Genomic DNA, 16,794 nt, shown 5'->3' with positions numbered 1-16,794 from the left:
GTCCGCCCGCGGGCGGACGGGCGGCGGCAGTCGACGCCCGCGGCAGCGGCCGCGGGCGCTGCGTCGCGGTCAGTGGAAGAAGTGGCGCGTGCCCGTGAAGTACATCGTCACGCCCGCCTTCTCGGCGGCCTCCACGACCAGCTCGTCACGGACCGAACCGCCGGGCTGGACCACGGCCCTGACACCGGCCCCGACGAGGATCTCCAGCCCGTCCGGGAACGGGAAGAACGCGTCGGACGCGGCGAACGAGCCCTGGGCGCGCTCGGCACCGGCCCGCTCCACGGCCAGCTTCGCCGAGTCCACCCGGTTGACCTGCCCCATGCCGACGCCGACCGAGGCACCGCCCTTGGCGAGCAGGATGGCGTTGGACTTGACGGCCCGGCAGGCCCGCCAGGCGAAGGCGAGGTCGGCCAGCTCGTCGGCGGACAGCGCCTGGCCCGTCGCCAGGGTCCAGTTCGCCGGGTCGTCGCCCTCGGCCTGGAGCCGGTCGGTCACCTGGAGCAGCGCGCCGCCGTCGATCGGCTTGACCTCGACCGGGTTGGACGGGCCGTCCGGGGCCTTCAGCACCCGGATGTTCTTCTTCCTGGCCAGTGCCTCCAGCGCGCCCTCCTCGTAGTCGGGCGCGACGATGACCTCGGTGAAGATCTCGGCGACCTGCTCCGCCATCTCCCTGGACACCGGGCGGTTGACCGCGATCACCCCGCCGAACGCCGACAGCGGGTCGCAGGCGTGCGCCTTGCGGTGCGCCTCGGCGACGTCCGCGCCGACCGCGATGCCGCACGGGTTGGCGTGCTTGATGATCGCGACACAGGGCTCGGCGTGGTCGTACGCGGCACGGCGGGCGGCGTCCGTGTCCGTGTAGTTGTTGTACGACATCTCCTTGCCGTGCAGCTGCTCGGCCTCGGCGAGACCGCCGCCGGCGCCGTCCAGGTAGAGGGCGGCCGGCTGGTGCGGGTTCTCGCCGTAGCGCAGGGTGCTGCCGCGCTCCCAGGTGGCGCCGAGGAAGTCGGGGAAGCGCGACTCGTCGACGGGCGCGTAGGAACTCGCGAACCAGCTGGCGACCGCGACGTCGTAGGCGGCCGTGTGCTGGAACGCCTCGGCGGCCAGACGCTTGCGGCTGGTGAGGTCGAAGCCGCCGTTCTGCACCGCGGCGAGGACGTCGGCGTACCGCTCGGGGCTGGTGACGACGGCCACCGACGGGTGGTTCTTGGCGGCGGCGCGCACCATCGACGGACCGCCGATGTCGATCTGCTCCACGCACTCGTCGGGGGTGGCACCGGAGGCGACGGTCTCGCGGAACGGGTAGAGGTTCACCACGACGAGGTCGAACGGCTCCACGCCCAGCTCGGCGAGCTGCTCGCGGTGGCTGTCGAGGCGCAGGTCGGCGAGGATGCCCGCGTGGACCTTGGGGTGCAGGGTCTTGACCCGGCCGTCCAGGCACTCGGGGAAGCCGGTGAGCTCCTCCACCCGGGTCACGGGGACGCCGGCGCCGGCGATACGCCCGGCGGTGGAGCCGGTGGAGACGAGTTCCACGCCCGCCTCGTGGAGCCCGCGGGCGAGCTCCTCGAGCCCGGTCTTGTCGTAGACGCTGACGAGCGCCCGGCGAAGGGGCCGCTTGTTGCTCTCGGCGGTCACTGGATAACTACCTTTCGTCCCTCAATGCGATAGCCGTTGCGGGCGAGCCGGCCCACGACGTCGACGAGCAGCCTTCGCTCGACTTCCTTGATGCGCTCGTGCAGAGCGCTCTCGTCGTCCTCGTCCCGGATCTCCACCACGCCCTGGGCGATGATCGGTCCGGTGTCGACGCCGTCGTCGACGAAGTGGACGGTGCAGCCGGTGACCCTGGCGCCGTACGCGAGCGCGTCCCGCACACCGTGGGCTCCGGGAAAACTGGGCAGCAGGGCCGGGTGCGTGTTGACGAACCGCCCGCCGAAACGGGCCAGGAACTCCTTGCCCACGATCTTCATGAACCCGGCGGACACCACGAGGTCGGGCTCGTACGCGGCGACCGCCCCGGCCAGCGCCGCGTCCCACTCCTCGCGGCTCGCGTGGTCCTTCACCCGGCAGACGAAGGTGGGGATCCCGGCACGCTCGGCACGCGCCAGCCCCTCGATGCCCGCGCGGTCGGCCCCTACGGCCACGATCCGCGCTCCGTACGCCTCGTCGCCGGCGCTCTCGATGGCGTCCAGGAGCGCCTGGAGGTTCGTACCGGAACCGGAGACCAGCACGACAAGGCGTTTGGCCACGGGCTTGGCGGCCACGATGGGGCCCTTTCTCGGGGGAGCGTTTGTACGGTCGTACGAATGCTTCGCGCCCCGGGATACGGGGAAGTCTACGAAGCGGCCGACCGTCAGCAACGATACCGGCACTCCTGACGGCCCCCGTGGGACGGGGGCGTGGCCGGAAGGTAGCGTCTGGAACGAGTGGGCTCGGGAACGCGGTCGTTGTGCGGTGCGTTCACGAAGTGACAGCCCACGCCAGACCAGGTACTCACCAAGGGGAAGACGCTCACTTGATGCCGGACCGCAGCCTGCGACTCCTCACGCTCCCCCAGCAGTCGGTGCAGGGAGGGGAGCGCGGCGGCATGCTCCTGCGTGAGCGCCCCGCCTCACCGCCGGACGCCCCCTCGGGCCGCGGCGACGGCGACGAGCACGACGGTCCGGCCGCGGACGACAACCCCTTCGCCCCGCCGCCCGAGGGCACGCCCGACCGTCCCTGGCAGCCGCGCCGCCCCACCGGCGGCGGCGACGAGGGGTCCGACGCCCCGCAGGACGGCTCCCCGAACCCCCCGCGCCCTCAGGACGGGCGCTCCCCGTGGGGCAGCCACTGGAGCGACCAGCAGCCCGGCCGCTCCCCCGGCGGCTTCGGCCAGCGCCCGGGCGGCCCCGGCAACAACCAGCAGGGCCCCGGTGGCGGCGGCCCCGGCTCCGGCCCCCGCTGGGACGCCACCGACCCCTCGCAGCGCCGTGCCCGCTACTCCCTTCTCAGCGGCATGTGGGCCTTCTTCTTCGCCCTCTTCAGCTGGCCGTACGTCGCTCTGCTGCTCGGCGCGCTGTCCCTGTACTGGGGCATCAGCGCGCTGCGCGCCAAGCCCCGCACCCCCGACCCGAACGCCCCCGCGCCCGACCCGAACGCCCGCCCGCAGACCTCCGCCGCCGTCAGCGGCCTGGTCGCCGGGTCCCTGGCGCTCGCCCTGGTCGCCGCCGGCTTCACCGCGCAACTGGTCTACAGCGACTACTACACCTGCACGAACGACGCCCTCACCAACGAGGCGAAGCAGTCCTGCAACCGCCTCCTGCCGAAGGAACTGCGCACCCTGCTGGGCGTCAGCGACTGACCGCTACCGGGTAGCGGGGAGCCGGGGAGGGCTGTCATTTCGGCGCGTCCGGTGACCGGGGTGCGCCGGGCGGGGTGCTCCAGGGCCCGGGTGTCGTCGCCGACGTCGGGCGCGGGGCCGGGGGCTCGATGGGCAGGAAGTCGTAGGCGTCGTCGTAGGTGAGCTGCTGGTCCCGCAGCCCGGCCATGACGTCCTGATCGCTCAGCGCGGCGAGCGCGGACAGCACGTCCTGGTCGGAGGCGGCGCCGGATGTCGCCGCCGGGCCGGACACGGCGGTGCCGGGTGTCGCGGCGGACGCCGCCGAGCCCGACCCCTTCCGCCGTGGCAACCAACCACCGGCGGGCCGCAGCGGCAACCGAAGACGCCGCCGACCCGAGAAGAGGGCGGGTGGCTGAAACGGGGTCGACGGCTCGGGCGGGATGGGGGGCTTCGAGGCGGGTGGCGGCGGGGTGGGGGGCGTTGGGGCGAGTGGCGGTGGGGTGGAGGGCTTCGAGGCGGGTGGCGGTTCGGGGGACTTCTGCCGGGTCGGCGGGGTTGGTGGGGCCGGTGACTTCGACGGGGTGGGCGAGATCGGTGGCTTCGACGGGGTGATCGACTCCTGCGGGGTCTGGGGGTCCCAGGGGGTGGGTGGCTTCGATACGAGTGACGGCTCAGCCGGCTTCTGCGAGGTCCGGGGGTCCCACGGGGTGGGTGACTTCGATACGGGTGACGGCTCAGCCGGCTTCTGCGAGGTCCGGGGGACGGGTGACGGCCCAGCTGACTTCTGCCGGGTCGGTGACTTCGACGGGGTGGAGGGCTCGGGGGATGTCGGGGGCTTCGGCGACTTGGGTTGCTTCGGCCGCTCGGGTAGGTGGGAGGAACCGGTCGTCCCCGGGAGCTGCGGTGGCTCCGGCGACCCGGCGGAGCCCGGTGACACCAGGGACTGCGGTGGCTCCGGCGACCCGGCGGAGCCCGGTGACACCAGGGACTGCGGCTCGGAGAGCGTGAACGGCCCGGGCAGGTCGGAGGAACCCAGTGACTCCGGCCGCGCGACCGTTTCTGGCGACTCCGGCGGCTCCGACGACTCCGACGACCTCCGCAGTTCCGACGGCTCGGACGACCTCCGCGGCTCCGACGGCTTCGCCGACTCGGGCAGCTCGGGTGACTCCGGTGGTTCCGGCGAGTCGGACGCCTCGGACGCCTCGGACGCCTGGGCCGCCTTGGCCGCCTGGGCCGCCTTGGCCGCCTCGGCCAGTTGCGAGGGCCCGGACGGATTCGGCGTCACCGACGACTTCGTCGGCTTCGTCGGCTTCCTGGGCTCCGACGACTTCGGCGACTTCGGCGGCTCGGGTGTGAGCGGTTGCCGGGTGGGCGGGTTCTGGGCCGGCCTGTCCTGCCTGGACGCCTTGGGGACCGTGACGTGCCGGTCCCGCGTCTGCACCCGTGGCCTGCCGATCGTCGTCGTCCGCTCACCGGCCGGCGCACCGGACCGCTCGCGGCGCGGCCAGCAGCGCCAGCACCGCACGCCCAGCGCGACGGGAACCGCGACCGCCGCGAGCCACAGCAGTGCCGCACCGCCGGTCTGCCACCACACGGGTCCGAAGCTCGCGAGGGCGAGGACGCCCAGCGGGCCGCCGGCCAGTCCGGCGAGGACGGCGACACCTACGGCGCCGAGCGCGCAGGCGAGCCCGGTGACCTCAACGGTCCGGCCGGGCGACCACGCCACCGCCGGAATGTCCCCGCCACCTCGGCTCCCCAGGGCCTCTCGACCGGTCCTGCCCTCCCGGCCAATCCGGCTTCCCCTGTCCTCCCGGCTCCCCCGGCTCCCGTCGTTCTCGCGACTTCCCTCGTTCTCCCGACTCCCCCGGCTCCCCTTGTCCTCCCGGCCCACCCGGCCGGCCACGCCTCCCCGGCCGTCCCGGCTCCCCTGGGCCCCATGGCCCACCTGAGCCCCCCGCTCTCTCCGGCTCACCCCGGTCCTCTGGCCCTCCCGGTCCTCCGAACTCGCTCGGCTCCCCCGGCTGTCCCGGCCGCCGGCCGCCGCGGCCGTGCCCGTGAACCAGCCCAGGGTGGCTCCGGCCACCACCGGCACGGCCGCCGCCACCCAGTTCAGGAGGGTCCCGGCGCCCGCGTCCGGGACGGCGGCCAGCAGGGGGAACGGGGGCAGCAGGGACGGCGGCGCCGAGGACAGCGGTCCCACGACGTGGCCGACGCCGAGCGTGAAGCCGGGTCCGAGGGCGTAGGCCGCCCCCCACACCGCCGCGTTCGGCACCAGCGCCAGGCACACCAGCAGGACGGCGAACCGGCCCGACCACCCCTCCGTGAGCTGGAGGAACGACCCCCGCGCCGCCCCGCCGTGCCACACCAGTGACGCGGCCACCAGCAGCGCACCACCACCGGCGAGCACGGCCACCCCCGCGGACGCGGCCCGCGCGCAGATGCCGAGGCGGGTCCGGGCGTCCGGCCCGACGAGAAGACGCCGTACCTCGTTCGGCAGGGCGATCAGAGCCCTGTCCAGCACGGCGCCGGGACGGCCGTGCGCCGTCCAGACGCCCGATCCGGCGGCCACGGCGGCGAGCAGCGGCAGGCACAGCGCCGTCCAGTTCCAGGCGGGCCGCAACGCGCCGCCGGAGGCGTAGAGCGCGACGGCCGTGCCGATGGTGAGGTAGCCGACGACGACGCCCGTCCACGCCGTGCGGGCGGGGACCGGTGGCGGAGCGTCGCCCCGGACGGCCTCCCCGCCGGCCCCGGTCGCATCGGTCGCGTCGGTCGCGTCGCGGGCCGCCCGGTGCAGCAGCCAGACGGGCAGCGCGAGCAGCAGCAGCGGGGTGACGCCCATGGGCGCGGGAACGCCGGAGAGCGTCTCGGTGCGCACCAGCTCGGTGCCGTGCGCGAGCAGCCACAGGGCGGCGGCGGCGTGCAGCGCCCCGCTCGGCCCGCTGTCGGGATACGGCGAGCTGATCCACAGCATCATGACGAGGACGGCGAACAGTCCGAGCCCGAGCCCCGCCGCGACGGCGCCGCCCAGCAGGCCGGCGCCCAGGCCGGGCGAGCGATCGCGCATCCGGGTGAGCAGGAACGACAACAGCGGTCGGCGAACGGTCATCTGGATCACGTCGTCATGCTCCCAACGACACGCGCTTTTCCGTCGTAACAGGCGAACCTCCGATGTGTCGCTCAATATACGTTTATGTACTTTTTCGTACGAAGGGGCTTCCTGTGACGCAGAGCCCCGCGACCCCGCTTCCCCCGCCCAGGGAACGCCGACGCCTGCGTGAGGCCGCGTCGTTGACGCAGGCTCAGGTGGGGGCGCGGCTCGGCGTCACCCGCGAGACCGTCCGCGGCTGGGAGGCCGGACGGACGACTCCGCGCGGCAGGAAGGGAGAGGCGTACGCGAAACTGCTGACCTCGCTGACGGACCCGGCGGACCCCAAGCCCCGTGAGTCCGGGCCGGATTCGGCCCCGGCGCCGATGCGGGTACGGGTGCGGGCGAAGGCGCCGGAGCGCGTCGCGGAACCGGTGTCCATGGGGGCGCCGGGTGTGACGGAACATCAGCCGAACCGGACGGCACCCCAGGAGGAGCCCGTGGCTGTCCTCCAGCAGCCGGCACTCCGACCGGAACCGGTGCCCCCGTCCGGTCCCGCGGCCGTCCCGGAGCCGGCACCTTCCCCCGAACCGGTGACCTCACCGACGGAACTGACTCCCGCTCAGGCGTTCGACGCGCTCTACGCCTTCTGCGCACCCGCCCTCGTACGGCAGACCTACCTGCTGACCGGGCGGCGCGAACTGGCGCGGGAATCGGTCGAGCGGTCCTTCCAACTCGCCTGGCAGCGCTGGCCCGAGGTGGCCGCGGACCGCGACCCGGCGAGCTGGGTGCGGGCGGCGGCGTACGAGTACGCGCTCTCCCCCTGGCACCGCTTCCGCCCGAGCCACCGCCACCCCGAACCGCCGCCCGTCGACGCCCGCGACCGCGCCCTGCTCGGCGCCCTCCTGCACCTCCCGCCGCCGTACCGCCGCACACTGCTGCTCTACGACGGTGTCGGCCTCGGTCTGCCGGAGACCGCGGCGGAGACGGAGGCGAGCACCCCGGCGACGGCGAAACGGCTGCTGCACGCGCGCACGGCGCTCGCCACCCGGCTGCCCGAGCTGGCGGACCCCTCCGTCCTGCACGAACGGCTGATCGGGCTGGCCTCCACGGGACGGCTGCGGGCGGGCAGGCCGCCGGTCGTGCGGATCGGCGGTGAGCGCCGGGCACGGTTCTGGACGCGGGCCGCCATCGCCTTCACGGTCGCCCTGATCGGGGCCACGGCACTCACCCTGGAGACCGCGCCGACGCACTACGAGCCGCCGGTCCCGCCGGGCGCGCAGGTGCACGGCGTGCCGCCGCGGGTCGCGCCGGGCCCGCTGTCGGACGGGGAGCTGGAGCTGCGGGCCAAGCTGCGGGAGGAGACCGTCAGCGGTCCGCCCAGACTCGTGCCGCAGCCGGACTGAGCACGGGCGGGTGCGCGCCGTACGCCGATGGGCCCGCCCCCGGGACAGGGGGCGGGCCCATCGGCGTACGGCTGAGAGGTCAGCCGGCCAGGATCTCGCGGGCCAGCTTCGCCGTCTCGGTCGGCGTCTTGCCGACCTTGACGCCGGCGGCCTCGAGGGCCTCCTTCTTCGCGGCGGCCGTGCCGGAGGAGCCGGAGACGATGGCGCCGGCGTGGCCCATGGTCTTGCCCTCGGGCGCGGTGAAGCCCGCGACGTAGCCGACGACCGGCTTCGTCACGTTCTTCGCGATGAAGTCCGCCGCGCGCTCCTCGGCGTCGCCGCCGATCTCACCGATCATGACGATCAGGTCGGTGTCGGGGTCGGCCTCGAACGCGGCGAGCGCGTCGATGTGCGTCGTACCGATGACCGGGTCGCCACCGATGCCGACGGCGGAGGAGAAGCCGATGTCACGCAGCTCGTACATCATCTGGTACGTCAGCGTGCCGGACTTCGAGACCAGGCCGATGCGGCCCGGCTTGGTGATGTCGCCCGGGATGATGCCGGCGTTCGACTGGCCCGGGGTGATGAGACCGGGGCAGTTCGGGCCGATGATCCGGGTCTTGTTGCCCTTCGACTTCGCGTACGCCCAGAAGGCGGCGGAGTCGTGGACGGCGATGCCCTCGGTGATGACGACCGCGAGGGGGATCTCCGCGTCGATCGCCTCGACGACGGCGGCCTTGGCGAAGGCCGGCGGCACGAAGAGGACGGACACGTTGGCGCCCGTCTTCTCGATCGCCTCGGCGACCGTGCCGAAGACCGGGATCTCCGTGCCGTCGATGTCGACGGACGTGCCCGCCTTGCGCGGGTTCACGCCACCGACGATGTTCGTGCCGTCGGCCAGCATGAGCTTGGTGTGCTTCATGCCCGTGGCACCGGTCATGCCCTGGACGATGACCTTGCTGTCCTTGTTGAGGAAGATAGCCATGGTGGTCTGAGTCCCTCTATCCCTTACTTCGCGGCCGCGAGCTCGGCGGCCTTGTCGGCCGCGCCGTCCATGGTGTCCACACGCTGGACCAGCGGGTGGTTGGCGTCCGACAGGATCTTGCGACCCAGCTCCGCGTTGTTGCCGTCGAGGCGCACGACCAGCGGCTTGGTGACTTCCTCACCCTTGTCCGCGAGCAGCTGCAGCGCCTGGACGATGCCGTTGGCGACCTCGTCGCAGGCGGTGATGCCACCGAAGACGTTGACGAACACGGACTTGACGTCCGGGTCGCCGAGGATGATCTCCAGGCCGTTCGCCATGACCGCGGCGGAGGCGCCGCCGCCGATGTCGAGGAAGTTGGCCGGCTTCACGCCGCCGTGCGCCTCACCGGCGTACGCGACGACGTCGAGGGTGCTCATGACGAGACCCGCGCCGTTGCCGATGATGCCGACCTCACCGTCGAGCTTGACGTAGTTGAGGTTCTTGGCCTTCGCGGCGGCCTCCAGCGGGTTGGCCGCGTCCTTGTCCTCGAGCGCCTCGTGCTCCGGCTGACGGAACTCGGCGTTCTCGTCGAGGGAGACCTTGCCGTCGAGGGCGATGACCTTGCCGGAGGCGACCTTGGCGAGGGGGTTGACCTCGACGAGGAGGGCGTCCTCCTTGATGAAGGTGTCCCACAGGGTCACGAGAATCTCGGCGACCTGCTCAGCGACCTCGGCCGGGAACTTCGCCTGCGCGACGATCTCGCGGGCCTTCTCGATCGAGACGCCCTCGTTGGCGTCGACCGGGACCTTCGCGAGGGCCTCGGGGTTCTCCTCCGCGACGACCTCGATCTCCACGCCGCCCTGGACGGACGCCATGGCGAGGAAGGTGCGGTTGGTGCGGTCGAGGAGGTACGAGACGTAGTACTCCTCGACGATCTCGGGCGCGGTCTCGGCGATCATCACCTTGTGGACCGTGTGGCCCTTGATGTCCATGCCGAGGATGTCCGTCGCGCGGGCGACGGCCTCGTCCGGGGTGGCGGCGAGCTTCACGCCACCGGCCTTGCCACGGCCGCCGACCTTCACCTGAGCCTTGACGACGGACTTGCCACCGAGACGCTCAGTGGCTGCGCGGGCCGCCTCAGGCGTGTCGATGACTTCACCGGCCAGCACCGGTACATCGTGCTTGGCGAAGAGGTCCCTCGCCTGGTACTCGAACAGGTCCACGCGCTTCCGTCCCTATCAGTGATCTCGCGGTTCGTCTGATGCGTGGGCGTGCCGCGAGGGGCAACGTGACGTCCGCCGGCCTGTCACAAGGGAGGCGCACACGGTGTCCGAGCGCGCGGCATGTCCGTCTCGCAGGCTATCGCCGCTTGCCGTGGGTCCCTAAATCGCAGGTCACACCTGAGCGGTGATACCTGTCACATGATGCCGGAAACCCTGGCACGGGGTGTCGAAAGCAGGGGAACAGGTGGTCGAACGGGGCGGAGCCCCGCCGGGCTGGGGTCGGCCCGGCGGGGCCCCTTGAACAGCCCCTCGGGGCAGAGGGCGGCTGGATCCCACCCCTGGGATCCAGCCAGCCCATCCGTGAGATGCCGGATCATCCGGACAACCGATGGATTTCGGCCATTCGGGTCCCTTGTCCCACGGAGTCGGGACGAGCGGGGCGGAGCGGTACACGCGGTACTCGCGGTACACGCTCTTGACGCTCGGTACTCGGTGGCCCGCCCGGACTCCCGTGGGCTCCACGCGGGTCCGGGGGCGCAGGCTCCGAACTCCGGGAGCGCCGGATCCGGAGACTCCGGGCCCGGGGTGCGTGGGCTCCGGGGTGCGCCTGGACGGGCGGGGTGCCTGTTCCGCCCTGGGCGGGGAGGCCGGTGCGGGGAAGGCCGCGCTAGGCCGGGGAGACGGGGACGTCCACGTGTCGGTCCCGCAGAAGGGCCGCCGCACCTCCGGCGGCGGTACCGGGGACGAGCCGGAGCGGCGCCCGGTGGCCGGGGGTCACCGCCTGGGCGTCGCCGTGCCGTGACGTTCCGCCGTCCACCCCGGACTTACCGCTGAGCGCACCACCCGGCTCACCGGCGGGCGCCCGACGCCCGGGCACCTGGACGCCGGACGCGGTCCGCTGCCGGCCGACGTGACTCGGGTCGACGTGATCCCCGGCGGGGTTCGCGGTGACGGCGGGGACACGGGGGCCGGCGATGAGTCGCTCCCCCACGGCGGTCTCACCCGCCCGCCCGCTCGTCGCCACGGCCACCGAGTGCACCGACGGCGCCTGCGACGCGGCGACCGGCGGCGGCAGCGTGGGCGCGGTGGGAGTCACGGGGATGGTGGGAACGGTGGGAGCGGGAGTGGTGGGGTTGGTGGGAGTGGGCGGCGTCGGCAGGTCGGGGACGCCTGGCAGGTCCGGGAGAGCCGGGAGGCCAGGAAGGGTCGGCAGATCAGGAAGGTCCGGCAGGTTCGGCAGGGTGGGCGGTGCGGGGAGGGCGGGGAGCGTCGGAAGCGAGGGCGGCTTCGCCGGTGCCTCGGCCAGTTCTCCGGTCACCGACGTGACCAGATCCCCGACCGGTTGTACGACCTCGTCCTCCAGCACCTGACGGACGGTGTGCACGTGAGCCCGGCCGGGGAGGGCAACCGGAGCCACGGACGTCGAGGCAGTCACCGACGTCACCGACGTCACGGGAGGCACGGAGGCCACGGAAGGCACGGAAGGCACGGAAGGCACGGAGGTCCTGGTGCTCTTGGTGGTCACCGGCCGGATGTCGTCCGCCGCGTGGGCCCGCTCCCCGCAGAGCAGAGCGAGGACGAACAACCCGCCCACCAGCAGCGCCACTTGCAGCGCGCGCCGCCCGGCCGCCGTGCGCGTCGGGCGCAGGGCGGCACCGGGCGGGACTGCAAGGAGAGCGGTCGGCCAGGCCAAGAGGGGGCGGTTCCTCCCGTGCGGCGGTACGGAGGGTGAGGGGCCGACGGAGCGCGGAGGCACCGTCACGCGCCGCCGATCCTCGCACGAGACTCCCGAGGCCGCGCAAGCCCCCCGTCACCGATGGGCCGTCATGTCCGTTTCGGGCGTCAGGCCGTGTCCGGTACCGGAATCGGTCGCTTCTCGATCGCCGCCGCCATCACCTCCGGGAACAGGTCCGGTGTGCAGGCGAAGGCCGGCGCGCCCAGGGCGGCGAGCGCGGCGGCGTGCTCCCGGTCGTAGGCGGGCGCCCCTTCGTCGGACAGCGCGAGCAGCGCCACGAACTGCACCCCGGACGCCTTCATCGCCGCGACCCGCTTCAGCATCTCGGCCCGTATGCCCCCTTCGTAGAGGTCGCTGATCAGCACGACCACGGTCTCCGAGGGGCGGGTGATCTGCGACTGGCAGTACGCGAGGGCCCGGTTGATGTCCGTACCGCCGCCCAGCTGCGTGCCGAAGAGGACGTCGACCGGGTCGTCGAGCTGGTCGGTGAGGTCCACCACCGCCGTGTCGAAGACGACGAGCCGCGTGTCGATCGACCGCATGGAGGCCAGCACCGCCCCGAACACGGACGCGTAGACGACGGACGCCGCCATCGACCCCGACTGATCGATGCACAGGACGACCTCCTTCTTCACCGACCGGGAGGCCCGCCCGTAGCCGATGAGCCGCTCCGGGACGATCGTGCGGTACTCCGGCAGGTAGTGCTTGAGGTTGGCTCCGATCGTGCGGTTCCAGTCGATGTCGTGGTGGCGCGGCCGGTTGATCCGGGCGCTGCGGTCCAGGGCGCCGGTGAGGGTGGCCCGGGTACGGGTGGCGAGCCGCTTCTCCAGGTCCTCGACGACCTTGCGCACGACGGCACGTGCCGTCTCCTTCGTCGTCTCGGGCATCGCCTTGTTGAGGGAGAGGAGCGTGCCGACGAGATGCACGTCGGCCTCCACCGCCTCCAGCATCTCCGGTTCCAGGAGCAGCGTGGACAGCCCGAGGCGGTCGATGGCGTCCCGCTGCATGACCTGGACGACGGAGGAGGGGAAGTAGGTGCGGATGTCCCCGAGCCAGCGCGCCACGGACGGCGCCGAGGCACCGAGCCCCGCCGAGCGGTCCCGCCCCTTCCGTGGCCTGTCCCCGTTGCCGTAGAGCGCGGTGAGCGCCCCGTCCATCGCGGCGTCCTGTCCGGACAGCGCGCATCCGGTGCCGTCGGCCGCGTCGCCCCCGAGGACCAGCCGCCAGCGGCGCAGCCGCTCCCGTGCCGGGTCCGCCGGCTCGCTCGTCGTCATCCGTCCACTCCCACGAGGTTGTCGTCGTCCAGGCCCAGCAGCAGGCGCACCACCGGCAGCACGGCGTCCGCGCGCCCGGGGTCGAGGTCGGCCGCGAAGCCGGGTATGCCGAAGTGCCCGCTCTTCGCGCCGCCGCTCCGCTCCTCCGGCGCCCGGCGGACCTGTTCTCCCAGCGTCCGGCGCACTCCGGGTTCGTACGCGGAGAAGGTGCGCCGCAGCAGGGGCAGGACGTCGGTGAACGCCTCGGCCGGGACGCCGGTGAGCCAGTCGTCGACCAGCGCCAGCAGCCGCTCGTCGTGCACGAGCAGCATTCCGCCGCCGGAGCCGCCGCCGACGAAGCCCTCGATCCACGCGGCCGCGTCCTGCGGCGGGGTCCCCGGCGACAGCACGAGCCCCATCAGCCGTGCCGCGTCGTCCTGCGCCAACTTACCGTCGTCGAGCAGAAGTCGTACGGCGCGCCCGCGGACGACCCCGGGCACGGTGTCCCGTCCGGTCAGGACCCGCAGCACCGCGTGCCAGCGTCCGCGCAGGTCGCGCCCGCCGCCGGACGCGGGGTCCCGGCGCTCCGGGTCCACCTGCTGCTCGCGTGCGTCCGCCAGCAGCCCCACCGCCCCGTGCACGGCGTCCACATGGCGCCGCATGTCCTCGGCCGCGTCGGCGTCGAGGGCGGCGCAGGCCGGGGGCAGGCCGACGAAGACCCGCTCGGCGAGGCCGGCGGCGACCTCCGCGAGCGCCCGGGTGTCCGTGCCGCGCACGTCGCCGTAGCGCAGGGAGCGGACCAGCGCGGGCAGGGCCTGGGCGAGGTGGCCGACGTCGGTGTCGAGCGCCGCCCGGTCGGTGAGGACCCGCATCACCACCGGCAGCGCGTCCGGCAGTTCGGCCAGCAGGCAGCGCTCGGCGAGCGCGGTGACCTCGGCGAGGCCCTGCGCGCTCACGGCGTCGGCCTCCGCCTTGGCGGTCGCGGCCGCGAGGACGGTCGTCCCCCACACGCCGGCCTCGGCGACCCGCACGGACAGCTCCGGCTCCCACCGCAGCCGCCAGGTCTCGCGGAAGGTGCCCGTGCTGCCCCGCGAGGCGGCCGGTTCGCCCCAGGCGACGCCCAGCAGCCGCAGCCGGTGCAGCATCCTGCTGCGCCCGGCGTCGGTGTCCTTGCGCAGGTCGAGTTCCAACTCCCGCTCCAGTGCCTCCGGTTTGAGGCGCAGGCTGCGCTGGAGCCGGTCGAGGTCGCGCTGCAGCGGCACCGCGGGCGCCGTGCGCGGCACCTCGCCCAGCACGTCTCCGACGACCAGCCGGTCGTGCACCAGGGCCAGCGGCACGTCCGAGCCCTCGCACATCACCGCCCGCACCGCGTCGGTGGTCTCGGTCAGGCCCGGCAGGGGGCGGCCGCGCATCGCGGCGAGCGTCCGGGCGAGCCGCACCGCCTCGATGACGTGCGCCGAGGAGACGAGCCGGTCCTCGGCGCGCAGGAGTCCCGCCACCTTGGTCAGCCACCGCTCGACGGGCCGGTCGGAGGCGGCGAACAGATGGCCGTACCAGCCGGGCGAGTCGATGCCGGCGCCGTAGCCGCTGACGCGGGAGAGCCTGCGGTGCGTCCACGGCACCCAGGTCATGTCCGCCTTGACCTTGGGCAGTCCCTTCAGCCGTGCCCGGTCGGCGGCGACGGTGGTCCTCTCCCGCAGTGCGGGCACGTGCCAGGCCCCGCAGACCACGGCGACGCGTTCCCCGAACTCGCGCTGCGCGGCCCGCACCTGGAGCCGCATGTACGCCTCACGGACGAGATCCCGGTCGTGGCCCCCGCTGCCGTACGTCTCCCGCAGCGCCCCCATGGCCTCCTCGAGCACGTCGAACGGCGCGAACGGGTCCCCCTCGCCCGGGCCGCGGTGCTCGACGACGTCCTCCCACCAGCGCTCGGGGTCGTCGTAGCCGGCGGCCCCGGCGAGTGCGGCGAGGGGGTCGATCCGGACGTCGGGGCGGGTCGCCGTCCCACCGTCACCCTCGCCGCCGGTGCCGCACGCCCCGTCCTCCGCGGGCTGCGGGATCTCCTCGCCGGCCGGGCCCGCGGGTCCGCCGGACTCGCTCTCCGGGTCCCGTCCCCACGCCAGGGTGTGCGTGGCCGGGAGGTCGATGAAACGGGCCGGGACACCGTGCTCCAGGGCCCAGCGGATCGCGACCCACTCCGGGGAGAACTCGGCCATCGGCCAGAAGGCCGAACGGCCGGGCTCGTCCACGGCGTGGGCGAGCAGGGCGACCGGCGGGCGCATGTCCTCGTCGGCGGCCAGCGGGATGAGGGCGTCGGCCTCGGGCGGGCCCTCGATCAGCACGGTTTTTGGCCGGGCCGCCGCCAGCGCCGCCCGTACGGCCCGCGCCGAACCGGGGCCGTGGTGCCGCACGCCGAGCAGCAGCGGCTGCCCCGCCCCGCCGGGCCACCGGCCGCCGGACTCGTGTTCGCCTGTCACGCCCGCCTCCCTCCTCTCCTGGACCGGCTCGAGTCGTCCCCGAGCACCTTCCCGGCCTCGCCGCACCGGCCGTGCTCACCGCTGCGGCGACCGTGGGCCGCCACCGGTCCGCGGCACCTCCCCCGCGGGCTGTCGCTCACGCGCTCACCTCACGGCACGCGCGGTAGAAGTCCTTCCAGCCGTCGCGTTCGCGGACGACCGCCTCCAGGTACTCCCGCCACACGACGCGGTCGGCGGCCGGGTCCCGCACGACGGCGCCCAGGATGCCCGCGGCGACGTCCCCGGCCCGCAGCACGCCGTCCCCGAAGTGGGCGGCCAGGGCGAGGCCGTTGGTGACGACGGAGATCGCCTCGGCGGTCGACAGGGTGCCGCTGGGCGACTTCACCTTCGTACGGCCGTCGGAGGTGACGCCGTCGCGCAGCTCGCGGAAGACGGTCACCACACGGCGGATCTCGTCCATGCCGTCGGGCGCGGCCGGCAGGCCGAGGGAGGCGCCGAGCTGGTCGACCCGCCGGGAGACGATGTCGACCTCGGCCTCGACGCTCTCCGGCAGCGGCAGCACCACCGTGTTGAAGCGGCGGCGCAGGGCGCTGGAGAGGTCGTTGACACCGCGGTCGCGGTCGTTGGCCGTGGCGATCAGGTTGAAGCCGCGGACCGCCTGCACCTCCTGGCCCAGTTCAGGTATCGGCAGGGTCTTCTCCGACAGGATCGTGATGAGCGTGTCCTGCACGTCGGCCGGGATGCGGGTCAGCTCCTCTACCCGGGCCGTCATGCCCTCCGCCATGGCCCGCATGACCGGGCTGGGCACGAGGGCGTCGCGGCTCGGGCCGTGGGCGAGGAGCTGCGCGTAGTTCCAGCCGTAGCGGATGGCCTCCTCCGGGGTGCCCGCCGTGCCCTGCACGAGCAGGGTCGAGTCCCCGCTGACCGCCGCGGCCAGGTGCTCCGACACCCAGGTCTTCGCCGTGCCGGGCACCCCGAGCAGGAGCAGGGCACGGTCGGTGGCTAGGGTGGTGACGGCGACCTCCACGAGCCGGCGCGGCCCCACGTACTTCGGGGTGATCACCGTGCCGTCGGGCAGCGTGCCGCCGAGCAGGTAGGTGGCGACCGCCCACGGCGACAGCTTCCAGCGGGTCGGGCGCGGACGGTCGTCGTGCGCGGCCAGCGCTGCGAGTTCGGCGGCGAAGGCGTCCTCGGCGTGCGGACGCAACGCCTCGCCCGGCTCGTTCTCGCTCACTTCGACGGACTGCGGTTCCACGGACACAGACATGGCTGAGGACCCCCTCCAGCTCGGCCGGTTCTCGATCTGGTGTCCACCGTGCACCACGCCACTGACAATGCGATCCGACCTGCGGAAAC

At 73.6% G+C, this 16,794-nt stretch carries 10 protein-coding genes and 1 pseudogene; 2 read left to right on the top strand and 9 right to left on the bottom strand.

The window, feature by feature from the left end; all coding sequences use genetic code 11:
- Window positions 1–69: 69 nt before the first annotated feature.
- Both purH and purN read right to left on the bottom strand, forming a co-directional pair.
- The gene (gene purH / locus ABZT03_RS29110) at window positions 70–1,635 is read right to left on the bottom strand and encodes a bifunctional phosphoribosylaminoimidazolecarboxamide formyltransferase/IMP cyclohydrolase (RefSeq protein ID WP_356044651.1); all 1,566 of its coding nucleotides are present in this window, start codon (window positions 1,633–1,635) and stop codon (window positions 70–72) included.
- Window positions 1,632–2,261 carry a phosphoribosylglycinamide formyltransferase gene (purN, locus tag ABZT03_RS29105; RefSeq protein WP_356044648.1) on the bottom strand — a complete coding sequence of 210 codons (630 nt, stop codon included), beginning with the start codon at window positions 2,259–2,261 and terminating at the stop codon, window positions 1,632–1,634. Before purN ends, purH begins: the two co-directional genes overlap by 4 nt.
- A gap of 254 nt (window positions 2,262–2,515) precedes the next feature.
- Between purN and ABZT03_RS29100 the strand changes: the two genes are divergently transcribed.
- Window positions 2,516–3,337 (top strand): hypothetical protein, encoded by an 822-nt coding sequence (locus tag ABZT03_RS29100; protein ID WP_356044645.1) that lies wholly within the window; start codon window positions 2,516–2,518, stop codon window positions 3,335–3,337.
- A gap of 2,020 nt (window positions 3,338–5,357) precedes the next feature.
- On the opposite strand, the pseudogene ABZT03_RS29095 reads toward ABZT03_RS29100, so the two are convergent.
- Window positions 5,358–6,431: pseudogene (locus ABZT03_RS29095) on the bottom strand (DUF6350 family protein); the annotation flags it as partial.
- Between the two features lie 104 nt (window positions 6,432–6,535).
- Here ABZT03_RS29095 and ABZT03_RS29090 point away from each other — a divergent pair.
- Window positions 6,536–7,807 (top strand): helix-turn-helix domain-containing protein, encoded by a 1,272-nt coding sequence (locus ABZT03_RS29090; protein WP_356044643.1) that lies wholly within the window; start codon window positions 6,536–6,538, stop codon window positions 7,805–7,807.
- Between the two features lie 79 nt (window positions 7,808–7,886).
- On the opposite strand, the gene sucD is transcribed toward ABZT03_RS29090, so the two are convergent.
- The 6 genes from sucD to ABZT03_RS29060 form a co-directional block, all read right to left on the bottom strand.
- The gene (sucD, locus tag ABZT03_RS29085; RefSeq protein ID WP_356044640.1) at window positions 7,887–8,771 is read right to left on the bottom strand and encodes a succinate--CoA ligase subunit alpha; all 885 of its coding nucleotides are present in this window, start codon (window positions 8,769–8,771) and stop codon (window positions 7,887–7,889) included.
- A gap of 23 nt (window positions 8,772–8,794) precedes the next feature.
- Window positions 8,795–9,973 carry an ADP-forming succinate--CoA ligase subunit beta gene (gene sucC / locus ABZT03_RS29080; RefSeq protein WP_356044637.1) on the bottom strand — a complete coding sequence of 393 codons (1,179 nt, stop codon included), beginning with the start codon at window positions 9,971–9,973 and terminating at the stop codon, window positions 8,795–8,797.
- 667 nt (window positions 9,974–10,640) lie between these two features.
- On the bottom strand, window positions 10,641–11,666 hold the full coding sequence (locus ABZT03_RS29075) for a hypothetical protein (RefSeq protein WP_356044634.1): 1,026 nt from the start codon (window positions 11,664–11,666) through the stop codon (window positions 10,641–10,643).
- A 149-nt stretch (window positions 11,667–11,815) separates the two neighbouring features.
- Window positions 11,816–12,982: a VWA domain-containing protein gene (locus ABZT03_RS29070; protein ID WP_356044633.1), complete on the bottom strand. Its 1,167-nt coding sequence runs from the start codon at window positions 12,980–12,982 to the stop codon at window positions 11,816–11,818.
- Window positions 12,979–15,438, bottom strand: coding sequence for a DUF5682 family protein (locus tag ABZT03_RS29065; RefSeq protein WP_356044632.1), 2,460 nt, complete (start codon window positions 15,436–15,438; stop codon window positions 12,979–12,981). Before ABZT03_RS29065 ends, ABZT03_RS29070 begins: the two co-directional genes overlap by 4 nt.
- A gap of 136 nt (window positions 15,439–15,574) precedes the next feature.
- The gene (locus ABZT03_RS29060; RefSeq protein WP_356044630.1) at window positions 15,575–16,705 is read right to left on the bottom strand and encodes an AAA family ATPase; all 1,131 of its coding nucleotides are present in this window, start codon (window positions 16,703–16,705) and stop codon (window positions 15,575–15,577) included.
- Window positions 16,706–16,794: the final 89 nt, after the last annotated feature.

The organism is Streptomyces sp. NPDC005574 (assembly GCF_040605435.1).
Classification (GTDB): Bacteria; Actinomycetota; Actinomycetes; order Streptomycetales; family Streptomycetaceae; genus Streptomyces.
The sequence above is the reverse complement of the archived record's forward strand: the minus strand, read 5'-3'. Positions and strand labels throughout refer to the sequence as shown.

What these genes read in the sequence shown, in the direction of transcription:
- ABZT03_RS29070 (WP_356044633.1), bottom strand. Translation starts at nt 12,982, where the DNA reads ATGACGACGAGCGAGCCGGCGGACCCGGCACGGGAGCGGCTGCGCCGC.
- ABZT03_RS29060 (WP_356044630.1), bottom strand. Translation starts at nt 16,705, where the DNA reads ATGTCTGTGTCCGTGGAACCGCAGTCCGTCGAAGTGAGCGAGAACGAG.
- sucD (WP_356044640.1), bottom strand. Translation starts at nt 8,771, where the DNA reads ATGGCTATCTTCCTCAACAAGGACAGCAAGGTCATCGTCCAGGGCATG.
- ABZT03_RS29100 (WP_356044645.1), top strand. Translation starts at nt 2,516, where the DNA reads ATGCCGGACCGCAGCCTGCGACTCCTCACGCTCCCCCAGCAGTCGGTG.